The 20556-nt window shown below is 41.1% G+C and carries 18 protein-coding genes and 2 pseudogenes; 19 read left to right on the forward strand and 1 reads right to left on the reverse strand.

Annotated elements, in window-relative coordinates:
- The first annotated feature begins 2 nt into the window (after positions 1-2).
- Together ACGTNH_RS05270 and ACGTNH_RS05275 are read left to right on the forward strand one after the other, a co-directional pair.
- Entirely contained in the window at positions 3-728 is a 726-nt protein-coding gene (locus tag ACGTNH_RS05270; RefSeq protein ID WP_394585549.1) for a GntR family transcriptional regulator, read from the forward strand.
- Between the two features lie 12 nt (positions 729-740).
- Positions 741-1463 (forward strand): sugar isomerase domain-containing protein, encoded by a 723-nt coding sequence (locus ACGTNH_RS05275; RefSeq protein ID WP_394585550.1) that lies wholly within the window; start codon positions 741-743, stop codon positions 1461-1463.
- Between the two features lie 233 nt (positions 1464-1696).
- On the opposite strand, the pseudogene ACGTNH_RS05280 reads toward ACGTNH_RS05275, so the two are convergent.
- A pseudogene (locus ACGTNH_RS05280) lies at positions 1697-1853 on the reverse strand (transposase); the annotation flags it as partial.
- Positions 1854-2227: 374 nt separating this feature from the next.
- On the opposite strand from ACGTNH_RS05280, the gene allD reads away from it, so the two are divergent.
- The 17 genes and pseudogenes from allD (at position 2228) to ACGTNH_RS05365 (ending at position 20498) form a co-directional block, all read left to right on the forward strand.
- Positions 2228-3238 (forward strand): ureidoglycolate dehydrogenase, encoded by a 1011-nt coding sequence (allD, locus tag ACGTNH_RS05285; RefSeq protein WP_394585551.1) that lies wholly within the window; start codon positions 2228-2230, stop codon positions 3236-3238.
- Positions 3239-3280: 42 nt separating this feature from the next.
- Positions 3281-4276 carry a TRAP transporter substrate-binding protein gene (locus ACGTNH_RS05290; protein ID WP_394585552.1) on the forward strand — a complete coding sequence of 332 codons (996 nt, stop codon included), beginning with the start codon at positions 3281-3283 and terminating at the stop codon, positions 4274-4276.
- 68 nt (positions 4277-4344) lie between these two features.
- Entirely contained in the window at positions 4345-4821 is a 477-nt protein-coding gene (locus tag ACGTNH_RS05295; RefSeq protein ID WP_394585553.1) for a TRAP transporter small permease, read from the forward strand.
- Positions 4821-6095 (forward strand): TRAP transporter large permease, encoded by a 1275-nt coding sequence (locus tag ACGTNH_RS05300; protein WP_394586138.1) that lies wholly within the window; start codon positions 4821-4823, stop codon positions 6093-6095. Before ACGTNH_RS05295 ends, ACGTNH_RS05300 begins: the two co-directional genes overlap by 1 nt.
- Positions 6096-6112: 17 nt before the next feature.
- The gene (locus tag ACGTNH_RS05305; RefSeq protein ID WP_394585554.1) at positions 6113-7129 is read left to right on the forward strand and encodes a zinc-binding alcohol dehydrogenase family protein; all 1017 of its coding nucleotides are present in this window, start codon (positions 6113-6115) and stop codon (positions 7127-7129) included.
- Positions 7130-7151: 22 nt separating this feature from the next.
- Positions 7152-8219, forward strand: a pseudogene (uxuA, locus tag ACGTNH_RS05310) (mannonate dehydratase).
- Complete coding sequence (locus tag ACGTNH_RS05315) at positions 8219-9067, forward strand: SDR family oxidoreductase (protein WP_394585555.1); 849 nt, start codon at positions 8219-8221, stop codon at positions 9065-9067. Before uxuA ends, ACGTNH_RS05315 begins: the two are co-directional and overlap by 1 nt.
- A gap of 310 nt (positions 9068-9377) precedes the next feature.
- The gene (locus ACGTNH_RS05320) at positions 9378-9704 is read left to right on the forward strand and encodes an uberolysin/carnocyclin family circular bacteriocin (protein ID WP_394585556.1); all 327 of its coding nucleotides are present in this window, start codon (positions 9378-9380) and stop codon (positions 9702-9704) included.
- Positions 9705-9742: 38 nt separating this feature from the next.
- The gene (locus ACGTNH_RS05325) at positions 9743-11410 is read left to right on the forward strand and encodes a hypothetical protein (RefSeq protein ID WP_394585557.1); all 1668 of its coding nucleotides are present in this window, start codon (positions 9743-9745) and stop codon (positions 11408-11410) included.
- Positions 11403-12122 carry an ABC transporter ATP-binding protein gene (locus ACGTNH_RS05330; protein WP_394585559.1) on the forward strand — a complete coding sequence of 240 codons (720 nt, stop codon included), beginning with the start codon at positions 11403-11405 and terminating at the stop codon, positions 12120-12122. Before ACGTNH_RS05325 ends, ACGTNH_RS05330 begins: the two co-directional genes overlap by 8 nt.
- A 14-nt stretch (positions 12123-12136) precedes the next feature.
- A complete protein-coding gene (locus ACGTNH_RS05335; RefSeq protein ID WP_394585561.1) occupies positions 12137-12673 on the forward strand; it encodes a stage II sporulation protein M in 537 nt (178 codons plus the stop codon).
- Positions 12674-12696: 23 nt separating this feature from the next.
- Positions 12697-12933: a hypothetical protein gene (locus ACGTNH_RS05340; RefSeq protein ID WP_394585562.1), complete on the forward strand. Its 237-nt coding sequence runs from the start codon at positions 12697-12699 to the stop codon at positions 12931-12933.
- A gap of 9 nt (positions 12934-12942) precedes the next feature.
- Positions 12943-13488: a hypothetical protein gene (locus ACGTNH_RS05345; RefSeq protein WP_394585563.1), complete on the forward strand. Its 546-nt coding sequence runs from the start codon at positions 12943-12945 to the stop codon at positions 13486-13488.
- A gap of 122 nt (positions 13489-13610) precedes the next feature.
- The gene (locus tag ACGTNH_RS05350) at positions 13611-14330 is read left to right on the forward strand and encodes a MurR/RpiR family transcriptional regulator (protein ID WP_394585564.1); all 720 of its coding nucleotides are present in this window, start codon (positions 13611-13613) and stop codon (positions 14328-14330) included.
- Between the two features lie 130 nt (positions 14331-14460).
- Positions 14461-16404 carry a PTS 2-O-a-mannosyl-D-glycerate transporter subunit IIABC gene (mngA, locus tag ACGTNH_RS05355; protein ID WP_394585565.1) on the forward strand — a complete coding sequence of 648 codons (1944 nt, stop codon included), beginning with the start codon at positions 14461-14463 and terminating at the stop codon, positions 16402-16404.
- 19 nt (positions 16405-16423) lie between these two features.
- Entirely contained in the window at positions 16424-19036 is a 2613-nt protein-coding gene (mngB, locus tag ACGTNH_RS05360) for a mannosylglycerate hydrolase (protein WP_394585566.1), read from the forward strand.
- Positions 19037-19451: 415 nt separating this feature from the next.
- A complete protein-coding gene (locus ACGTNH_RS05365) occupies positions 19452-20498 on the forward strand; it encodes a M14 family zinc carboxypeptidase (protein WP_394585568.1) in 1047 nt (348 codons plus the stop codon).
- Positions 20499-20556: the final 58 nt, after the last annotated feature.

Raw genomic sequence — 20556 nt, forward strand, 5'->3', positions numbered from 1 at the left:
AAATGGTTGATAAACAATCACCACTCCCGATTTATTATCAGATTGAAGAAGATCTTAAGCAGCGCATCAAAAACAAAGAATTTAAGACCTTTGACATGATTCCATCCGAACGCGAGCTGTCTGAAACCTTTGAGGTGAGCCGTATGACTGTCAGGCAGGCAATTACGAACCTGGTCAATGAAGGCGTCTTATATCGTGAGAAAGGCCGGGGAACTTTTGTGGCGGAGGAGAAAATTGAACAGCCTCTCCAGGGGCTGACCAGTTTTACTGAAGATATGAAAACGCGGGGAATGGAAGCGAGCAGTAAATTGCTTACCTTTGAAAAAGTAAGCGCACCCTACGATATTTCACGGAAATTAGAAACGAAGGAAGAGGCATCCGTTTACAAAATTCAACGGATTCGCTACGCCGACAAAAAGCCAATGGCAATTGAAACAAATTTTCTATCCGTCGATATGTTTCCTGATCTAAATGAACAGGCGGTTCATGGTTCGCTATACAGCTACATTGAAAAAATGAAAAAGCAGGCGATCGGAAAAGCTCACCAAGTGATTGAAGCAACCACGGCTGATGAGAACCAAGCTGCTTTATTGGATATTCCTGTAGGCTCAGCTATTTTGTCGATCGAGCGGCACAGCTGCTTAGCGGATGGAACTCCTTTTGAAGTCGTCAAATCGTCTTATCGAGCTGACCGCTACAAATTCATTAGTGATATTTATCGTATGTAAGGAGGGGGAAGCTTGTCGTATTTATCAAAGGCCGCTGAACAAATCCTCCGCTTAGAAGAGTCCACGAACGAGCGGATGACTTCAATCAGTCAAACGATCGCAGAGAAACTAAAAGCCGGCGGGATTATTCACTTGTTTGGCTGTGGTCACTCCAGTTTGCTGGCTCAGGAGCCTTACTACCGGGCAGGAGGTCTCGTTCCCGTCCGGCCCATCATCATTGAACCGTTGATGCTTCACCACGGTGCTGTGAAGTCAAGTGTGTATGAAAAAACGTCACATTTAGTACAAGATCATATAGCTGAGGAAGACGTACGTGAAGAAGATGTGCTTATCGTTATATCTACATCCGGCCGTAATCCGGCACCCATCGATGCAGCAAAATTCGGCCGCAAAAAATGCGCTTACGTGATCGGCATGCTGTCGATGGAATATGCATCAAACCAGCCGTCTCGTCACGAGTCGGGCAAACGCTTAGAAGATGTCGTCGATGCGGTCATTGACACCCAGGTTCCGCTGGGCGATGCCCTTTTAAAAGAAGAAGGGGTCCCAACCGCGTTCGCGCCTTTGTCTTCAGTGGTGGGTGTTGCATTAATTCAGGATCTGCTGGCGAAAACTGTAGTTCGCCTTAAGGAAATGGGAGAAGTGCCTCCTGTATTCATGAGCGGAAATCTGGATGGGGTGGAAGAACATAATAGTAAGCTTGTTGAAAGGTATAAACATCGTATTGAATTTTAAAGAACATAGAAAGCGTGAACTTTTATAAAGTTCACGCTCAGCTTGTAGAGAAACCCCGTGTTTTCCTACAAGCTTTTTTTGTGCACCCGTGCGGACAAATACCACTCGCTTTCCGCGGACGAACGCCCGAGCCTCCTCGTGAAAACCCCACTGCGGGGTCTCGGATCGCCCGTTTTTCCGCAGGAGTCTCCTGGTATTTGACCGCCCTTCACCGAAAAAAAACTCTCCTTCACCTAACTCACCTTGGTTAGGTGAAGGGCAACCTTTTTCATGTTCTGGCAGGCAGCCGTCATCAGCGCCACGCAAGCGGCAATAGCGCAGCCCATGCAGTTCTTTTGAATCTGCGAAGCTACGCTCGGCTTTCTCTTTTCTCATACGGTATATCCACTTTGGTTTTCTTCACTTCCTCCTTTTCTTTGAGAGGTTTTTTCCGTGATTCACCCGTTCCTCAAGGACAGCTTCATTCAACTCTTCGATATAGTCAGCTGTTTCCACGTGAACTTCTTGTTATAAAAATTAAAACTGCTTTCATTACATACTTTGACTGTTTTAGTTGATTGACAATTAATAAAATTTAAAATAATTATAATTCTCTATTTTAAAAGCGCTTACATTATGTTAATATTTACTAAATCGGTTTAGTGAATCGGTTTACTAAACCGATTTAGTGAAGGATGCAACAAGTTAGAGGTGAAAGGAGAAGTTAAAACTAAGTTAGAGGCAGAAAGAATGTAAGCGTTTTAAATTAGCAAGGGGGAGACAACATGTCACAAGTTATTGTTAATGAAAAAGAACTAAAATCGTTAGTTGTTACAAAACTTAGTGAAGCTAACGTAAGTCAGGAGCATGCTGAAGTGGTGGCGGATGTATTAGTACATGCGGACCTCCGCGGGGTCAGTTCTCATGGCGTATTACGTACGGAACACTATGTTAAAAGAATGACACAAGGAGGAATGAATGCTAATCCTCGATTTGATGCAACTAAAAAAGGTTCATCAGCCTTAATGTATGACGGGGACAATGGCATGGGTCACGTAATAACGAAAAATGCAATGGACGAAGCAATCAAGTTATCAAAAGAAAATGGAATAGGGATTGTCGGAATTGTAAACAGCAGTCACTGTGGTGCTTTATCATACTTCGCTCAACAAGCTGCTGATCAAGAAACGATCAGTATGATTATGACACATACAGACAGTGCGGTTGTTCCTTTTGGAGGAGCAGAGCCTTTTTTTGGAACGAATCCGATTGCTTACGGTTTTCCAGCTTCTCAGCATCGTCCCGTTATATTAGATATGGCTACGAGTAATGTAGCTTTAGGAAAAGTATTACATGCAAGGGAAACGGGTGATTCTATCCCTGATAACTGGGGAGTAGATGAAAAAGGGAATCCAGTAACAGACCCTAATCTTGTAAAGTACTTGTTACCTTCAGGAGGACCAAAAGGATACGGTCTCGGACTAGTCGTTGATGTGTTAACAGGGATTTTAACAGGCGGTGCATTTGGTCCAAATATTTCTACGATGTATGGAGATTACAAAAAGAATCGAGAGTTAAGTCATATGATCGTAACGATTGACCCTGGTTTATTTATTGATAAGAATGAATTTCTTAATAATATGGATCAAATGATTGATGATTTACATGATGTGAAACCAGCCGAAGGATTTTCTTCCGTCTTAGTTCCGGGCGAACCAGAACAATTAAAAGAAGAGAAATATAAAGCTGAAGGGATTCCAATTCCTCAAAGCATATACGATTACTTGAATTCTTAAGCCTGCTAAATACATAAAACCAATATTTAAGGAGGAATTGTAATGAAGAAAAAAGCTGCGTTATTTTTTTCTGGACTGTTAGTCTTTGCTCTGGCTGCTTGTGGAGGGGATGAAGGTGCTTCAGGATCAGGTGATACAATCACTTGGAAGCTTGGCCATTTATCGAATGAAGATCACCAATGGCATAAAACGGCAGAGAAGTTTGCCGAACTAGTAAACGAGAAAACGGATGGCCAGATCGAAATTGATCTTTACCCTAATGAAGAATTAGGGTCTGAAACGGAAGTGCTGGACAGCATTAAAGCAGGGACAGCTGATCTAACTATATCTGGGGAAACGATGGAAAATTGGGCACCGGAAGCTGCTCTTATGGCTACACCATACGCATTTAATAATGAGGAGCATCTACAAAAGGTAGTTGAGGGAGATATTGGATCTGAGATCGAGGAAAGCGTTAAAGAAGATGTAGGCGTAACCCCTCTTTATTATCACATAAGAGCGCCTAGAAATTTAACCTCCAACGAGAAAATTGAAACACCAGAAGATTTAAGCGGATTTAAAATGAGGGTTCCTAATGTACCGCTATTCATGAAAGCCTGGGAGGAAGCAGGCGCAAGGCCTCAAGCCATGGATTTCAGCGAAGTATTTACTGGGTTGCAGCAAGGTGTAATTGATGGGCAGGAAAATCCGGTAGATCTTATTCAAAGTGGAGGGTTAGCTGAAGTTCAAGACTATGTAAATGTGACGGAGCACGTGTACTCCTGGATTTATGTTGTTATCGGAAATGATCAGTTTGAAGAATTGGATGAAGATTTACAGGCGTCCGTCCAAGAAGCTGCTGAAGAAGCACAGGAATATGGGATGGAGTTGTATGAAACAGAGACTAAGGAAATTGAGGAAGAGCTGAAAGAAGAAGGCATGGAATTTGTAGAAGTAGATCAGGAAGCATTTGCTGAAAAGATGCAGCCGGGCGTGGAAAGCAGTTTTGATGACGTTCAATTAGATCTTTATGAAAGAATACTTGAAGCTGGAGAATAATGCTTAGATAAACATTCTTCCCTAAAAGGGGGGGTGTTTATCTATTAACATCTAAAGGATGATCAATCATGCAACTTATAAAATTATTAAGTGGTTTACTTAAGGTTCTTACAGTGCTGCTATTTATGGCATTGGTTATTGTTGTCCTCATTCAAATCACAGGCCGCTATACTACTTTTTCTTTTGTATGGACTGAAGAGCTCTCACGGTTCCTGTTCATCTATGCCATTGCTGTATCTGCACCACTTGCCATGGAAAAACGGGAGTATGTCAGAGTAGATTTTCTCTTGGAAGTGCTCTCGTCTAAAATAATGAAATATGTAGATTCTTTTATTTATTTACTGGTTGGCGCATTTTCCGCCTTTCTAATTTACTATGCCTATGAGTTTGCCTTATTAGGAGAAAACAAATCCTCCGCAACGATGGCGGTCGAAATGTTTTATATAAATTTAAGTATGGTACTCACATTTTCTCTTTTAACAATTTATAGCTTCATTAATATCTATGTTGTGTTAAAGAGTGAGCAGAAAGAAGGTGTAAGGTAATTATGGCCATGATTTTATTTATTTCTTTTCTTGTTTTGATTTCATTTAGTGTGCCAATTGCCTTTAGTTTAGGTATCTCTTCACTACTATACATATTATTAGCTGAGATCCCTTTAAATATAATCCCGCAAAAGATGTTTGGAGGGATTAACTCCTTTACATTGCTGTGTATTCCAGGGTTTATTCTGGCAGGTAATTTAATGAACGCTGGAGGAATTACGGATCGGATTATTAAATTCACTAATAACATTGTTGGGCATATAAGAGGTGGACTGGGCTTGGCTAACGTAGGTTCATCTATGGGATTTGCCGGAATTTCAGGAACTGCACTGGCGGATACAGCCAGCATAGGTTCAGTTATGATTCCTGCTATGAAGAAAGAAGGATATGATTCATCCTTTGCAGTTGCTGTGACTTCTTCTTCATCGACCATTGGACCGATTATTCCGCCCTCGCTTCCCATGATTATTTTAGGGACATTAGCTACAGTATCCATTGGAGATTTATTTTTAGCCGGCACGATTCCCGGGGTTTTACTGGGTATTTGTTTAATGGTAATAACGTACATCATATCCAAAAAGAAAAACTATCCAAAAGGGGAGCGCCAGCATCTTTCCGTAGTTATCAAATCATTTTCAGGTGCTTTCTGGGCGTTAATGATGACGGTTGTTATATTATTTGGAATTTTAAGTGGTTTCTTTACTCCCACAGAAGCATCCATTGTGGCCGTGGTTTATGCATTAATTGTCGGACTTCTAGTCTATCGTGACCTCAAATTGAAAATGATTCCAAAGGTATTTCTAGATTCAATGGTAAGTACGGCTGGAATAATGATTTTAGTCGGCTTTGCTAATTTGTTCGGCTGGATATTAGTTAGTGAAAATATTCCACAGCTTGTTGCCGACAGTATACTATCATTTTCTGAAAATCCTATTGTGGTCATCCTGCTTTTGAATTTATTACTTTTGTTCGTTGGAACATTTATGGAGACGATTGCAGCTCTAGTTATCCTGTTTCCTGTGCTTCTGCCAGTAGCAACGCATATAGGCATGGACCCTGTCCATTTTGGAGTAGTCATGGTTCTAAACTTAATGATCGGACTGTCTACACCGCCAGTAGGCGTATGTTTGTTTGTGGCTTCAAGCATTGGAAAGGTTTCTCTTGGAAAAGCTTCTATAGCTCTTCTGCCATTTTTAGCTGTAAGTTTGTTCGTACTATTGCTTGTTAGTTTTATTCCTGAGTTAACACTGTTCCTGCCAAGCTTATTTGATTAATAAACGGGGGATTATCGTTGAAAGCTATTGAAGTGAAAAAACCAGGTGTTTTAAACATCGTAGATAAAGAAGAGCCTGAGTTAACAGATGCAAATGAAGTGAAAATAAGAATAAGATCGATGGGAATATGTGGGTCAGACATGCATATTTATCATGGAGAAAATCCTTTCGCCAGCTATCCGAGAATTATTGGACATGAACTGGCAGGAGAAGTAATTGAGATCGGTGAGTCCGTGACTAATCTATCGATTGGCGATAAAGTCGTTCTAGAGCCTATGATCTCCTGCGGGGAATGTTACGCGTGTAAACAAGAAAGGCCGAATGTATGTGAAAGCGTTGAAGTGTATGGTGTGCATCGCGATGGAGGCGGGTCTGAGATGATGGTGGTGCCGGACTCCTTAGTCCACCGTGTACATCCCTCATTAGATTGGTCAGAAATTGCGTTAATCGAGCCATTTACAATTGGCGCACAATCCGTTTACCGAGGGAACGTACAGTCCGGAGACCATGTTTTTATTATTGGAGCAGGCCCTATAGGTCTCTGTTGTTTGAAAATGGCCAAAATAGCAGGAGCAAGTGTTGCTATATCTGACTTTAATGAAGAGAGACTGAAGTTTGCTCAAAGCTGGGGTGCTGATATGGTAGTTAACCCTGGCATCACTGACGTTGAAGAAAAGGTCTCTCAGTGGACGGATGGATCAGGGGCCAACGTTGTCATCGACGCAGTAGGTACATCGAAAACGGTCGAACAGGCGGTTTCTCTTACATCCGCAGCTGCTCGAGTAGTTTTACTTGGATTTGCGAAAGAACTGTCCGCCATCTCCCAAGTTCATATTACGAAAAAAGAACTTACCATATGCGGGTCAAGACTGCAGACTCATCAGTTTCAAAAAGTGGTTCGTTTATTTAACTCCTTAGAACTAAACGTAAAAGACTTAGTGAGTCATCAATTTGATTATTCTGATGTTAAAGAAGCCTTTCAGTTAATGGAAAATCCTTCTGCTCACGTAAGAAAAGTGATCATTAAGCTGTAATATAGACGGGGGAGTAGACGAGATGAAAATGACTATGCGCTGGTTCGGTGAAGGAAATGACAGCATTCCGTTAAGTTATATAAAGCAGATACCCGGGGTTGAGGGAGTTGTCTGGTCCCTTCATGATATTCCAGCTGGCGAAGAATGGCCATGGACAGAATTCTAGAGGTAAAAGAACAAGTCGAGAGTTCAGGTTTACATATGGATGTAGTGGAAAGCGTGAATGTTCATGAGGATATTAAGCTGGGTCTCCCGACACGAGATCAATATATAAACAACTATATTAAAACGATCGAAAAGCTGGCTCAAGCAGGAGTGGAAGTGATTTGTTATAACTTCATGCCAGTATTTGACTGGACAAGAACCGACCTCTATAAAGAAATGGAAGATGGGTCAACGGCATTGTTCTTTGAACGAGAGAAAGTAGAGAACATTGATCCCCATGAACTTGTCCGTACTATCGCACTGGATTCTACGTTTACGATGCCGGGTTGGGAACCTGAACGACTCGGACAATTATCTAGTTTGTTTGAGAAATATAAGAAGGTAACTGAGGAAGATCTCTGGTCAAACTTACAATACTTTTTAGAAAAGGTTATTCCAGCAGCTAAGGAAAATGGAATTAAAATGGGCATTCATCCTGATGACCAGCCCTGGTCAGTTTTTGGGCTGCCACGGATACTAACCAATAAGAAAAGTGTACAAAGGTTTCTAAAATTAGTTGATGACCCTTGCAACGGTACAACATTATGCAGTGGTTCTTTCGGCGCAGACCCTCAAAATGATATTTCAGAAATGATTCACGAGTTTTCAGATCGCATTCATTTTGCCCACGTTAGAAATGTGGAAACTTATGAGAACGGGGATTTTATCGAGACGTAACGAGGGGTCTGTCGATATTTACAAAGTAATGGAAGCCTATCATGAGAATGGATTTGCCGGCTATATGAGACCTGATCACGGCAGACATATTTGGGGAGAAGAGGGCCGTCCGGGTTACGGTCTTTATAATAGAGGTCTCGGCATTATGTATATGTTGGGGATATGGGATGCCTTAAGCGCAAAAACGCAAAGGAGGGTGAATCGCTAATGACGTTAAATAATATCAACCTAAAGGGAAAAGTAGCTGTTGTTACGGGAGGAAGCGGGGTTCTGTGCAGTCCAATGGCTAAGGAGCTAGGCAGACTTGGGGCAAGAGTGGCTATATTAAATCGAAACGAACAAACGGGTAAGAAAGTAGAACAATCCATTACAGATGGTGGCGGAACGGCTTTATTCGTACATTGCGACGTACTCGACAAAGACAGTGTATATCGCGCAGAAGAAATTGTAACCTCTGAACTGGGGATATGCGATTTGCTTATTAACGGTGCAGGAGGAAACCATCCAGGAGGAGCTACAGATAACGAAACTCTTCAAGAAGAGGATCTGGATCAAAAAGAACTCACAACATTTTTTGATATGACAACCGAAGGGTTTAAGTTTGTATTTGATTTAAATTTAGTCGGTACGTTTATCCCGACCCAGGTTTTTTCTAAGAGAATGGTTAATAGGAAAGGAGCCTCTATTATTAACATGTCTTCAATGAGTGCCCCTTCTCCTATGACGAAAGTACCTGCTTATAGTGCAGCTAAAGCTGGCATAAATAATTTTACTCAATGGCTGGCCGTTCATATGGCAGATGTGGGTATAAGAGTCAATGCAATTGCTCCGGGTTTTTTTCTTACAGATCAAAACAGGAAGTTGCTGACTCACGAAGATGGTAGTTTAACCAAGCGCTCAAACAAAATTATCAGTCATACGCCAATGCAGAGATTTGGCAAGCCGGAGGATTTGCTCGGTACTTTAATTTGGCTGGCGGACGAGAATATGTCTGGTTTCATCACAGGAATCACTGTTCCTGTAGATGGTGGTTTTTTAGCTTACTCCGGTGTTTAAGTAGATATCTGCAGCATCTAAAGAATGAAGCTCTTCAAGCTGTCGAGTAAACTCGGCAGCTTTTTTGTTTTTTGCTGGGACAGAGGTTGAATCTAAGTGAAAAGTTATAGAGTTGTATCGATATTTATAACTTAATATCTATGAAATTAGTCACCGTAAAACAGGCCTTTACCCTACACCCCACCGTAAGAAATTGGTATTTTATCACTAAATTGGAAATAAAATGTAGAAAATTAGGAAAAATTCCAATAGAATGTAAGTTGTGATAGGGGGGCTTACCACAATAAGTTTGGAAAGGGGAAATGATTTCATGCAATTAAGCCGTATGAATGTTGGAGTTTTTACTACTGTCGTTTTATCTAGTGTTTTAGTTTTGCTTTTTGGTTTAGCAACTATGCAGGTCTCAGGTGTTGCTGTTGATGGGGGCTCAATGTTTGGGTTCCTTGCGACTAAATTGGGAGTGACGCAAAGTACAGCATCCGCCGTTATTAACATGGTAAATAGTGGGTCAACTATTCTAACCATCGTCTCTGTCATTGCAGGCGTTTCTGGTGCTGGTCTTCTTGCAGCAGGCGGGATTTCCGGGATCAAGTACGTGATTAAAAAACGAGGTACTGACGCAGCAGCTGCTTGGTAAGAAATCAAGCCCCCCTATTCTTTTTGGGAGTGATCACTATGAATCGTTTAATGAGCGTTAACAAAATTCTTTCTTTAATCTATTATAACCAAAGGTCTAACCTGCGAAAGATCATAAATGACTGGAACTTTTCTCACCTAACTCTGGGATTTATTTACAAAACAGGAGCGTTAGTTCTACTTGGTTTGTTTCTTCTGTTATTTGCAGGGTCCTACGTATTAACCGCTTTTTTCATACCAGAAGGCCAAATGACGAATTTTGTTTCTGTGCTATTTACGTTATTCATAGGATTAAGTATTCTCAAATCTTTCTCTTTCTTTTCCAAACATAGAAATTTATTTTATTTAGATACAAGTAAACTATTAAATCGAACGAAACAAATAAGAGTGTTGCAAGTTGTATCCTTTATGTTAGGGAACACTGTAAAATACTCTCTGCTCACTTGGATGATTTTCCTGGCACCGCTTTTCTTAGGAGCAGCCATCCATCATTCAGAAATTTCATGGCTGTTGATTGTCGTCTATGCCCCGGGTTATCTATTTTTTAATCTATTTTTATTAATGTTTTTCACGCTGCTGCATTACCTGTTCTCAAAACTTTTTTATGCGAATGCCATTCGTTATTTGAATAATGGAATTGTTTTTATCGCTGCTAGTCTATTATTCTTTTTTATTCCTTACAGTGTAAGTTCTTATTTTGTAAATACGGATGTGTTTAGTGAACGGTTACGACCGTTTATAGAAAACTATCAAACGGTGTTAAGTGAATTGGGTATCAGCCCGTACTTGTTCACGCAAGTGTTCTTTGTGGAATCAGTTCTCTTCACCATACTATTAAGCATAGGTTCCCTGGTTTTTCTCTACTTATGGTTCCTTCTGCTGAGAAGGTTTGATTTAATTGATTACTATCAAATCAATCGTGTCATGAGTTCCGAAAAAGATAAGACCTCTATTCTCGAAGCGAAACATCTATTTTTCATAAAAGATTTACTCCATATTCGACGAATGAATGCTTGGTTTATCGGCCATATCAGTAAAACGATATTCGGACTGCTGCTATTTGTTGGATTGGTTATTCCTTTAATCGACCATTTTATTGGAGTAAGTGAATCGTTGTTTATCATTGCGATCTCTGGCTTAATATCCATTGCGATCTTTCAATTAGTTGGTGATTCCCTGCGAATGATTTTAGCGATTGATGGAGAGGCCAAAAACGCGTATTTATTCATTAATAAAAGCTTTCGAGTATACGATTTAGTGAAGGAAAAGATGTACACGTATTTTATTTTCGTAGCATCAATATCTCTTCTGTTTTTACTTATTATTACCTTTTTCTTGAACGCCGATTATTCGGCGGTTCTTATTTCATTTCTTATTATTGTAACTTATGGCATTCTTTCAGGACTTTTTCAAATTGCCACTACGGGTTTGTATCCTAGAATGAATTGGGAGCATTATTATGAAATCGGTGAATCCAACAAAGCAAGTAAAATTAACAATCTATTAAATAACGCACTAACCGTGTTCTATACGATTATTATCGGCTTATTGTTTTTTGGAATGCAGCTATGGGGGCTTAGTCTTGGGTTTTTCACCACGGTGCTCGTAAGTGCGTTCGTCTTATTCTTTTTTACCTTCACCTATTTCACTACAGTATTGTATTTGAAGAAGGTGCAATTGAAAGAGGTGTTTACCAACTATGATTAAAATCAACAACCTTCAAAAGAGTTATGGAAGCAATGAAGTTTTAAGGGGATTAGATTTAGAAGTAGAGAAAGGCAGCATCTATGGAATTGTAGGAACGAATGGAGCTGGAAAAACGACACTTCTTGAAATTATGACCGGCTTTACGAAAGCAGACAGTGGGACAATGACAATTGACGGTGTCAAAGTGACCAATCAAAGTGACACACCGGAGCAATTGAGTTTTATTCCTGACACGCCTGCTTTGTATGAATATTTAAGCGGGGAAGAGTACCTGCTATTTGCTGCCTCCATGTTTGATATTCCCAAAGGTGAACGAAAATCTCTTGCTGATAAGTTCCTTCATTTATTTGGACTGAACTCTGCGAGAAATGAGTTAATTAAAACGTATAGTAACGGCATGAAACAAAAAATATCGATAGCAGCAGCGATTATTAATGATCCGAAAATTATCCTTTTAGATGAGCCTTTAACTGGGATCGATATGATCAGTACACAGGTCATTAAGGAGTATTTACAGGATTTTTCAAAAGAAAATACCGTGGTGCTCACTACTCACTTAATAGAACTGGCTCACTCTTTATGTGACAAAATTGGAATTCTGCACAATGGAGAAATTGTAGAGGAATTTTCAACTTCAGCTACTAACATTCGTTCATTAGAGGAGCACATTAGAGAAGTTTATATTCAACGAGGAAATGACTATGCGGGTTAGCTGAGGAGGGGAGCATGTTGGTGAATACTTACCGTTCCTATGTGATGACAAAATCAAATATAATTATTTTGTTCATATCCTCTGGCTTATTTGCTGTCACTATTGCTTTAGGAAGCCTGCTGAATCCAGACAGCTTATCCAATCAAGAGTTTATTGAACCCGCCAGCTTTTGGGGTTTATTTGAGAATAACTTAATTGTCTGTTTAATTCTAGCTTCAGGACTATTTTTTCTAGGCATTCCTACACTCATCTATTTGGCAATGAACGGCTTAATTGTCGGATTAGCTATTAAACAACACGTAAATAACGGAATGAGCAATTGGGAGGTTTTTCTTAAACTGGCTCCCCACGGAGTGCTTGAAATACCAGCATTGCTCCTTGCTGGTGTGATTGGCTTTAAAGGCTTACACATTCTCATTGAATTGTTTGTCACCTCAAAAAAATTTATTCCTCTTATAAAGGAGCACCTGGTTAGTATCTTTTGTATAGGCAGTAAAGTGATCATTTTTTTGTTTTTTGCAGCTTTAATTGAATGGTATGTGACGTATTAAAAGGAAAAAGGAGATGGGTCATAATGAATAAAATTACAGGGATCGTTTCGCTCGTAATGTTAATTGCTGCCGTCACACTTGTGTCTATGGATAGGATGGTTATCGGAATCGTATTATTAACACTCTCCATGGTCATAACTGCCTCACAGCTTGTCGGCCGGCTAAATTCCAAACCTTTAAAAATAAGTATTGTCGGTGTTCAGATCATTATCGTAGGAGCATTGCTCTGGATCCTTATCAATCCTAATATTTCTGCATAGGAGGATCATATGCTTATTCAATCTAATATGCGCAGAATTGGTTCGATGTGGCTGGTCATCACGGCTTTGTTTCTCTTATTTTATGCGAGTGTGTTTCAATATTTTTTAAATTACTTTAAGACAGATCCATTACTGGAGTCCCATACAACCGTTTTAATTATTGTGCTGCTTGTTATTGGGGTTATCATCGTCACCGCTAACATTTTTGGTATTCTTTTGTTCAGCATATTAACTTACATCTTTGGAAAAATTGTCGACAGCGGTGCTACGAAAATGGACTTTTTGTATATCTGCAGCTGTGTCATTTTAACTAATATGCTGATCAATCTTCCAGTGGCTGCAGCCAATTTTTTTACTAATGGTTCGATTATTATTCCGAATAACAATATTTATTTTATTGTACTGAATCCGTTTCTACTCTTATCCGTTTTTGTATTCTTTAAACTGCTGTCGAAAACAAACATTGAACGAGTGTATAACTTTGTTTTTTGTGGAGTTTACTATGTAGTTCAAGTTGCAAGTTCGATTTTGCTGCATTATTTGTTGAAGGTTTAGCTCACTGGAGGTTCTGTTCAACTAATTGGATATTCTCACTTTTTCGTTCATCTTTTAATTGGCCTCTCTATAGACATGTTATAATGGAAGCCACACAAACAGGCCTTCCATGAGGTGAACCTATGAATTTAAAAGAACGTGCCCATAAATATGAGTACAAACTGAATGATACAGATGATCAAATTATTGACTATATCCTGGCTAATAAAGCAACAATAGTTGACACTTCGATCCAGGCATTAGCAAAATCCTTATATACGGTGCCGAATACCATTACCAGGTTGTCAAAGAAACTAGGGTATGATGGTTTTTCCCAGCTGAAAAACAGTCTAAAAGAAGAGCAGCCAGACGAGGAAGAACATGCAGCGCAGTATAACATTCGCAAAACGATGGATATTTTAGATGAAGAAATTCTCCGCAAAATAGCCAAAAAAATGAAGCAGTCCCGTCACGTGTACTTGTTTGGTGTAGGGGATACGGCTCCTTTTTGTGAAATTATGGCCACTCATTTTAAAATCGGGGGGATGAATGCTGAGTTTTTCCTGCATCGTCATGATGCGGTTTATGCTATCAATCATGCGAAGAAACAAGACGTTCTTTTTCTGATCAGCATGTCTGGGGAAACGGAACAAATCATTGAAATCGGTGAATTAGCGAAGGAAAAAGAAATCAGCATTGTTTCTTTAACTCATTTCTCAAGTAATACGTTAGAACAAATGGCGGATTATCGCTTTTTCTTTTACTCGCCTAAACGAATGCTTGAGAACTACAACATTTCTGATAAGACGCCGGTTATGCTGGCACTACAGCATCTTTCTACTATCTTTTGGGAAACCACTTGATGTGTATAAATACACACATCAGTGGTTTATTTTTTTGAGGAAGTGTACTTTTATAAATAAAAGAAAGCGTTTACTTATCTTGTGTTACATTGTTTTCAAATGGAACGAAGGTTGAAGGGAGGAAAACGTTGTGAAACTACAACAGTTAACGTCAACGAATTTAATTCGTACAGATCAAGCTTTCTCTACAAAAGAGGAAGCGATTCGATATTTAGTTGATCAATTAGATAAAGAAGGCCTGCTTCATTCAGCTGAGGACTTTTATGATGCAGTGATGGAACGAGAAGCGCTGTCGGCTACGGGGATGGAAGGGGGGTTAGCCATCCCCCACGGCAAATCTACATCGGTTAAACAGGCTGCATTTGCGGCAGCTACGTTAAAGACGCCGATTAAAGACTGGGAAAGCGTCGATGAGAATAACGAGGTGGAGCTTGTCATGCTGCTCGCTATTCCAGAAGATGAAGCGGGATCAACCCATTTAAATCTGCTGGCTGAGTTAATGACACGAATGGCTGACCCGTCCTATAAAGAAAAATTGATGGCAGCTAAGACGAGTGAGGCATTTTATGAAGCGCTTGATCAGGAGGAAACAGCAGAAGCTGCGGAGTCAACATCAGATAAATTGCTCTTAGCTGTAACAGCCTGTCCAGCCGGGATAGCGCACACGTACATGGCAGCTGAGGCCTTAGTAAGAGCCGGTAAGGAACTAAATGCTGAGGTGAAGGTTGAGAAGCAAGGGTCGAACGGCATTGAAGACCGGCATTCTAAAAAAGACATTCGTCGTGCGGATGCAGTAATATTTGCAGCTGACGTTGCCGTGAAGGACCAGGAACGTTTTGCAGAACTTCCCAGGGTAACGACTTCAGTGGCAGCGCCTTTAAAAAATGCAAAGGGAATTATTGAGGACGCGATTAAGAAATCAAGAGACCCATCTTTACGGGAAGAAGCAGATGATGAATTCGAAGAAGAGGAGCCGGAAGGAAAATCATTCAAAGCTGAAATTAAAGACTCTATTATGACTGGGATCTCATATATTATCCCTGTTATTGTAGCTGGCGGGATGACATTGGCTTTCGCTGTGCTAGTCTCTCAAGCCTTTGGACTGCAGGAGGTTTATGATCAGGAAGGTTCTTGGCTTTGGTTGTTCCGTCAGTTAGGCGGCGAAATGCTTGGAACGTTAATGATTCCGATTTTATCCGCGTACATGGCGTACTCAATTGGTGATAAGCCGGCACTTGGACCAGGTTTTGCAGCCGGGATTGCCGCAAACCTGATTGAGAGTGGCTTTTTAGGCGGGATGCTTGGTGGTTTTCTTGCCGGATATATTATTAAGTTTTTGAAAAAGCATGTGCAAACATCAGGCACATTCGCAGGTTTTGTCAGCTTCTGGTTATATCCTGTAGCCGGGACATTATCTGTCGGAGCGATCATGCTGTTTGTGATTGGTGAGCCTTTAGCCTTTTTAAATAATGGGCTCATTAGCTGGCTGGAAGGTTTGTCAGGCGGAAATGCGATTTTACTTGGGGCGGTTATTGGCGCAATGGTCTCCTTTGATCTTGGCGGACCAGTGAATAAGGCAGCCTACACATTCTGTATTGGGGCTATGGCGAGTGGCAACATCATGCCTTATGCTGCTTTTGCTTCGGTGAAAATGGTATCTGCATTTGCCGTGACAGGAGCAACGATTATTGCAAGGAATCTATATACCAAACCTGAACAAGAGGTTGGAAAACAAACATGGCTTCTTGGTTTAGCGGGGATTACAGAAGGGGCGATTCCGTTCATGATTAACGATCCGCTCCGTGTTATTCCGTCACTAATTGCCGGGTCAGCCGTGACCGGCGGAATCGTCGCTTTCTTCGGAATTGGATTGAATGTGCCGGGCGCCGGGATTTTCTCTTTAGCTTTACTAGAAGGCCAGCCATTAGTATTAGGAGCCAGCGTCTGGTTAGGTTCTGCCTTAATCGGAGCCTTCATTTCTATGATTCTGCTCATTCTTTCTAGAAAACATAAATTAAAAAAGCAATCAACGAACTTAACAACAGAAGAAGATAAACAATGGAAGTCAGCCTAAGTAAAGGAAGGGATAAGTAATGAAGCAAGTCCACGTTGTACCACACATGCACTGGGATCGAGAATGGTATTTTTCAACTGAAGAATCAAGAATACTCCTCGTTAATAATATGGAAGAAATTATGGATCGTCTCGAAACAGATCCGGAGTATCCTTACTACGTTTTAGATGGACAAACGTCGATCTTAGAAGACTATTTTGCCGTGAAACCGGATGCGAAGGAGCGGGTGAAGAAACTCGTGCAAGCCGGAAAACTGATCATCGGCCCATGGTATACGCAAACGGATGAAATGGTGGTCGGCAGTGAATCCATTGTCCGCAATCTTCTCTATGGGATAAAGGACAGCAAGGCGTTCGGACAGCCAATGATGATCGGTTACCTGCCCGATTCCTTTGGGCAATCGGCGCAGATCCCGCACATTTTAAACGGGTTTGATATTAAGTATACGATTTTCTGGCGCGGAACGAGTGAACGGCACGGCACTGATAAAACTGAATTTTATTGGGAAACAGCCGACGGATCCCGCGTGCTCGTCCAGCTACTTCCTTTAGGTTATGCAATTGGCAAATATCTGCCGCAGGAAGAAGAAGCATTGAAACAGCGTATGGAAAAGTATTTCCCAGTGTTAGACCGGGGAACGACAACGGACCATCTCGTGCTTCCTAACGGTCATGATCAAATGCCGATTCAAAAGGACATTTTTGAAGTGATAGGTAAGCTGAGGCAGCTTTATCCTGATCGTGAGTTTTTCTTAAGTAAATATGAAAATATCTTTGCTGAAATCGAAAAGCAGAACGATTTGACCACACTCAAAGGCGAATTCCTGGATGGGAAATACATGCGCGTTCATCGCAGCATTTACTCGACTCGTATGGATATTAAATCCGCCAATACACGTGTCGAAAATAAGATTACTAATGTGCTGGAGCCGCTCGCTTCTATGGCGTATGACCTCGGATTTGAGTATCACCATGGGCTGATTGAACTGATTTGGAAAGAAATTATGAAAAACCATGCCCATGACAGCATAGGCTGCTGCTGTTCTGACAAAGTACATCGTGAAATTGCCGGTCGACTCTTTTTAGCTGAAGAGAAGACCGATCAGTTGATTGAATTTTATAAACGTCAGATTGTCGATGCGATGGAGACGGACGAGACAGCCGACCGTCTAACGTTGTTTAACTTCCTGCCTTATAAACGCGAAGAAGTGGTTATGACTGAGGTCATTACAAAGTACAAAGGGTTTTCCTTAGTTGATGAAAACGGAAAAGCGGTAGATTACGAGATTCTTCATCGTGAAGAGATCGATCCCGGCTTAATCGACCGGCAGATTGTTCATTACGGAAACTATGATCCTTTTATTAAATATAAGGTTCAATTGAAGAAAACTTTGCCGCCAATGGGGTATACGACCTTTTTTGTGAAGGAAGAAGAAAAAAAGAGAATGGAAGATAAACGCAGTGATCAAGTAGATACGGATTACTATCGGGTGACTGTGAATGATAATGGCACGCTGAAGATTTACGATAAGCAGTTAGGAAAGTCGTTTGATCAAGTGCTTCTTTTGGAAAACGGGGGAGACGACGGTGATGAATATGATTTCTCTCCACTTGAAGGTGAAGCATTAATTTTCAGCAACAATGTAGAAGCTAATGTTTCTATTGAACAAAATCAATATGCTGGGAAAATTGAGGTCTGCTGTTCTATGCCCGTACCGGCTAATCTAGAGGAACGAAAGGCTGGCAGGATAAACAGCGAGGTCAATGTGCACTTTACGATTCGTATTTCCAATCATAAACCGTTGATAGAAGTAACATGCGAACTCGACAACAAAGCAAAGGATCATCGCCTGCGTGCTTATATCCCGACTGGATTAAGTTCAAGCTTTTCCATTGCTGATAATCAATTTGGTCACATTCAAAGAGGTGTAATTGATTCAGCGATGGGTGTGTGGCAGGAAGAGAAATGGAGCGAGCGCCCTGATGCAATTTATCCACTGTTAAGCTATGTGGGAGTATCTAACGATAACTACGGCGTAAGCGTTCTGTCCAATAGTACGAGAGAATACGAGATTGTAGGTGATTCCTATGATACGATCGCCCTTACGTTATTTAGAAGTGTCGGCCATTTAGGGAAAGCCGATATGCTGCGCCGGCCGGGCCGTCCGTCAGGCATCAAGCTGCCGACACCTGACTCTCAAATGCTAGGAAAGCTTACGCTGGAGTTTGCTTTGTTTCCTCATCAAGGGAGTACACTCGACGTAAATACAGCAAAGGCCGCTAAGGACTATCTAACGCCGGTAGAGACGTATAACAAGATTCCTCATAATGCGATGAAGCTTAATCCAACAAGTGTGAAGACACCCGTAAGTTATCAGCTGTTGGAAGAGATGGAGTCTGAAGCTGTGTTAAGCACATTGAAGAAAGCTGAGGAAGAGGAGTCCCTTATTCTGCGAGTGTTTAACGGAAAAGATGAAGAGGTTGAGGCTTGTTACAGAATAGATAATGGGGCACGGGAGGTCTGGCAGGCGAATTTAAATGAGGATAAGCAGGAAGAGTGGAAGGAAGATAGAGGCTTCATTAAGTTTCCGATAAAAGTTAATCAATCACAAAGCTTTCTAATTAAAAAATAGAGAATCATTCGTTTTTTGGTTGTTGCAAAGGCTGCGTTAATGTTCCATGCGTGGAAAGAAAAAACAACGTAAAGTCATTGATGACGGCAATAACCAAAATATGAAAGGATGGTCCTTACTCTTGCTCAATATGGCAAGGGAAAGGACCATCTTTTTTAATTATAAGGAATCTGCAAGGAGCGAGATCCCTTCGGAAATGGGAATAAGGGGTGACCTATGCTATCGCATAATAGAAACTTTCCCCTTCATAAAAAGTGTAGAGAATACCAAGGCTTCTCCAAAAGCTGGGCGTAAACTCAAAAGAGTTTTCGCTTTTTTTAATGGGTAAATTGTCTGTATTTTACTTATTATAGAAGGAAATGGAATACTTTCAAAGAAATTGTTTAAATAACTAAATTTTCTTGGAGGTATGCGTATGAAAAATAAGAAGTTGAAAACAGGCGTCACAGCAATGCTTACCATGTCCTTATTGGCAGCACCGTCTGTCAGCCCAGTTGGGGCTGACAGCAGCGGACCAGAAGTGAATGAAAACCAGCAGGTAAAGATTGAAAGCTTAACGAGTAACGAAGAGTTGACAAGTTTTTTACAAAAAGTGGACAAGAAATCGGACAGCATCAGCGTTGAGGTTATAGGACAGTCGATTAAAGGGAGGGATCTTAACCTTGTAAGGGCAGGAACTAATCCAGCCAACCCGACGATCCTCATGGTCACTCAGCAGCACGGCAATGAAGCTCTCGTGACGGAGTCAGCCATTCAAGTGATCAAGAAGCTTTCAACTGATAGTAAACAAGTTAAAGATTGGCTTAATAACGTCAACGTTCTATTTGTACCACGACTTAACCCGGACGGAGCTGCAGGTGATGTCAATTGGGATACATCGCATCTTCAATTTGGCGGCATGCAGACGAGAAATAATGCAGCGGGGATTAATTTAAACCGTACTCATAATTCATTATCTCAGCCAGAAACCCGTGCATTACACGAAAACGTATTAAGGAAGTATGACTTTGATTACGCGATTGATTTTCATCATCAGATTGCCAATCGCGTGACGGAAGACGGAGAGCTTGTATCTGGAGCATTGCTCTATCCAACGAGTACCATTACGGATGAGGTGCTTGAGAAGTCACGAAAGCTCGGCGCCATCATCTACAATGAAATGGAATCAAAAGGCTACGGCACATTTGCCCGTTATGCAGAAGGCGATAGTTTAACATCGAATGCGCGAAACCATTTTGCGACGCACTATGATATTCCGACGATTCTTTTTGAAAACCGAGGGATGACAGATTCACCTAATACAACGTCAATTCTTGGTCAAAAGAGCAGCGGCTACTTAATCAAGCAAGGAACGGACGCGATGCTTTCTTCTATTGAAGCCATCGCAGTCGGTTCTATTGAGACAGCAGATGAAAGTGTCTGGGATACGATGCCTGATCAATATACGGCTGAAGAAGAATAGAGAAAAACAACCCCCCGCTTCGAACGTAACGAAGCGGGGGTTGTTGTATGGAAAAAGG

Origin of the sequence: Halobacillus sp. B23F22_1, assembly GCF_043497005.1 — a bacterium.
Classification (GTDB): Bacteria; Bacillota; Bacilli; order Bacillales; family Halobacillaceae; genus Halobacillus_A.

Bases quoted from the DNA above. Each gene is read 5' to 3' on its own strand.
- ACGTNH_RS05270 (WP_394585549.1), top strand. From the start codon at position 3: ATGGTTGATAAACAATCACCACTCCCGATTTATTATCAGATTGAAGAA.
- allD (WP_394585551.1), top strand. From the start codon at position 2,228: ATGTCACAAGTTATTGTTAATGAAAAAGAACTAAAATCGTTAGTTGTT.
- ACGTNH_RS05290 (WP_394585552.1), top strand. From the start codon at position 3,281: ATGAAGAAAAAAGCTGCGTTATTTTTTTCTGGACTGTTAGTCTTTGCT.
- ACGTNH_RS05295 (WP_394585553.1), top strand. From the start codon at position 4,345: ATGCAACTTATAAAATTATTAAGTGGTTTACTTAAGGTTCTTACAGTG.
- ACGTNH_RS05315 (WP_394585555.1), top strand. From the start codon at position 8,219: ATGACGTTAAATAATATCAACCTAAAGGGAAAAGTAGCTGTTGTTACG.
- ACGTNH_RS05320 (WP_394585556.1), top strand. From the start codon at position 9,378: ATGCAATTAAGCCGTATGAATGTTGGAGTTTTTACTACTGTCGTTTTA.
- ACGTNH_RS05325 (WP_394585557.1), top strand. From the start codon at position 9,743: ATGAATCGTTTAATGAGCGTTAACAAAATTCTTTCTTTAATCTATTAT.
- ACGTNH_RS05330 (WP_394585559.1), top strand. From the start codon at position 11,403: ATGATTAAAATCAACAACCTTCAAAAGAGTTATGGAAGCAATGAAGTT.
- ACGTNH_RS05335 (WP_394585561.1), top strand. From the start codon at position 12,137: ATGTTGGTGAATACTTACCGTTCCTATGTGATGACAAAATCAAATATA.
- ACGTNH_RS05340 (WP_394585562.1), top strand. From the start codon at position 12,697: ATGAATAAAATTACAGGGATCGTTTCGCTCGTAATGTTAATTGCTGCC.
- ACGTNH_RS05345 (WP_394585563.1), top strand. From the start codon at position 12,943: ATGCTTATTCAATCTAATATGCGCAGAATTGGTTCGATGTGGCTGGTC.
- ACGTNH_RS05350 (WP_394585564.1), top strand. From the start codon at position 13,611: ATGAATTTAAAAGAACGTGCCCATAAATATGAGTACAAACTGAATGAT.
- mngB (WP_394585566.1), top strand. From the start codon at position 16,424: ATGAAGCAAGTCCACGTTGTACCACACATGCACTGGGATCGAGAATGG.
- ACGTNH_RS05365 (WP_394585568.1), top strand. From the start codon at position 19,452: ATGAAAAATAAGAAGTTGAAAACAGGCGTCACAGCAATGCTTACCATG.